We start from the raw sequence: 1420 nt of genomic DNA, 5'->3' as shown, positions 1-1420 counted from the left end.
TGAAAGGTCGGTTAGCCACCCAACATTATTGGAGTAAATCATTATGGAAAGAATATACAAAATAGAATCGGTTCTGAGAAAATCGAACACTATAATCATAATTCAAGGTAATTATGATAGAATATATAATTACTTCAATCATAATAATGGTGATGGGCGATTTTTGAAATACACTAAATTGAAAGGTATTGCTCAAGAAGGTCTGACAAAAAAAGATTTAGACAAATGTGATTTTTTACGAACCTTCTGTTGCTTTCCCATTTTCAGCCAAAGATTTGTAGATAGACTAAGCCATATTTTAAAAGACGAAGTTATTTTTTCCCCATAGAGATATGCTGCGAAAATCAGAAGAAAGACTTTTATGCTGCTAAAATTCTTAATTATATGGATGTAATAGATCACCAACAAACAGAGCTACAAGCCCAAAATGATGATAGCAGCCTATTTTCTATTCCGCCCATTATAGCGAACCGCTGTTTGAAAGATTTCTATATAGCAAGAGATACGAAAGATACATACGAATGGTTCATTAGTGAAAAGTTAAAAAATATTATTATCAAGGAAAAATTCGCTATGAAATTGGTGAATCCGGAAAATAAAACCGAGCAGGAAGAATGCCGAAAAAATACTCGTAGAACACCGACATTAAAAACAGGGAAAGTTTCAAGCATCAAAAATGAGGCGACAATAAGGAGTTACATAGACAAATGTCTGGAACTTGTTCAGGAGCATAAAGAATACCTAATGTATGTTGCTTCTTATGGACCAATCATAGAACCGGAGATGCAGGATTTTCTGGACAATAACCTGCTTGAAGGAAAATCGCCTAAAATATATGTGACTCAACCGGGACGTACCAATTATATGGTGGATATCATAACTGAAAAAGATCATATATGGAAAGCGATAGATAGCCAGATTTCAGACGAAGATATTGATAAGTTGGAAGGTGAGCTGAATGTCATTCTTCCTCTTTCCTATAAAAGCTATTTGAAATATAAACATTTCTATGAAATATTTTGGGATATAGATGTTTTCCTCTATCCGAAGCCAATACATTCATGGGATAAAATCCTGATTGAGGAAAACCAAGAAATGCAGGAGGAAATTCTTGATGAAGGGTATTTTGCAATAGGACGGTATTCTGATCATGGCGTGATTGTTCTTAAATTGACTGATGATGAGAATAAAGAAGGAGGAGTTTTTCTCTTTGATTTTGAGTCCCAAGAAGTTAAAGTGTTGGAACCAACCTTTACAGAGTTTCTTAATCAAATATTACATAATCCCAAGCCTGTTCTTCAAGAATTAAAAAGTTGGGAGAAAAAAATGTATAAAATGGAATAACTCCAATAACAAACAGCACAAACCGCTTAAAGCGGAACGCTGCCGGACATTAGCATCAAATAAAAAAGAATGAAAA

At 33.9% G+C, this 1420-nt stretch carries 1 protein-coding gene; it reads left to right on the top strand.

Annotation, left to right across the window (positions count from 1 at the left end):
* Nucleotides 1-384: 384 nt before the first annotated feature.
* Nucleotides 385-1344 carry an SMI1/KNR4 family protein gene (locus tag DWW52_RS20845; RefSeq protein ID WP_233557010.1) on the top strand — a complete coding sequence of 320 codons (960 nt, stop codon included), beginning with the start codon at nucleotides 385-387 and terminating at the stop codon, nucleotides 1342-1344.
* The last annotated feature ends 76 nt before the right edge of the window (nucleotides 1345-1420 follow it).

Source organism: Odoribacter sp. AF15-53 (assembly GCF_003479425.1).
Classification (GTDB): domain Bacteria; phylum Bacteroidota; class Bacteroidia; order Bacteroidales; family Marinifilaceae; genus Butyricimonas.
The sequence above is the reverse complement of the archived record's forward strand: the minus strand, read 5'-3'. Positions and strand labels throughout refer to the sequence as shown.

Bases quoted from the DNA above. Each gene is read 5' to 3' on its own strand.
- DWW52_RS20845 (WP_233557010.1), top strand. From the start codon at position 385: ATGGATGTAATAGATCACCAACAAACAGAGCTACAAGCCCAAAATGAT.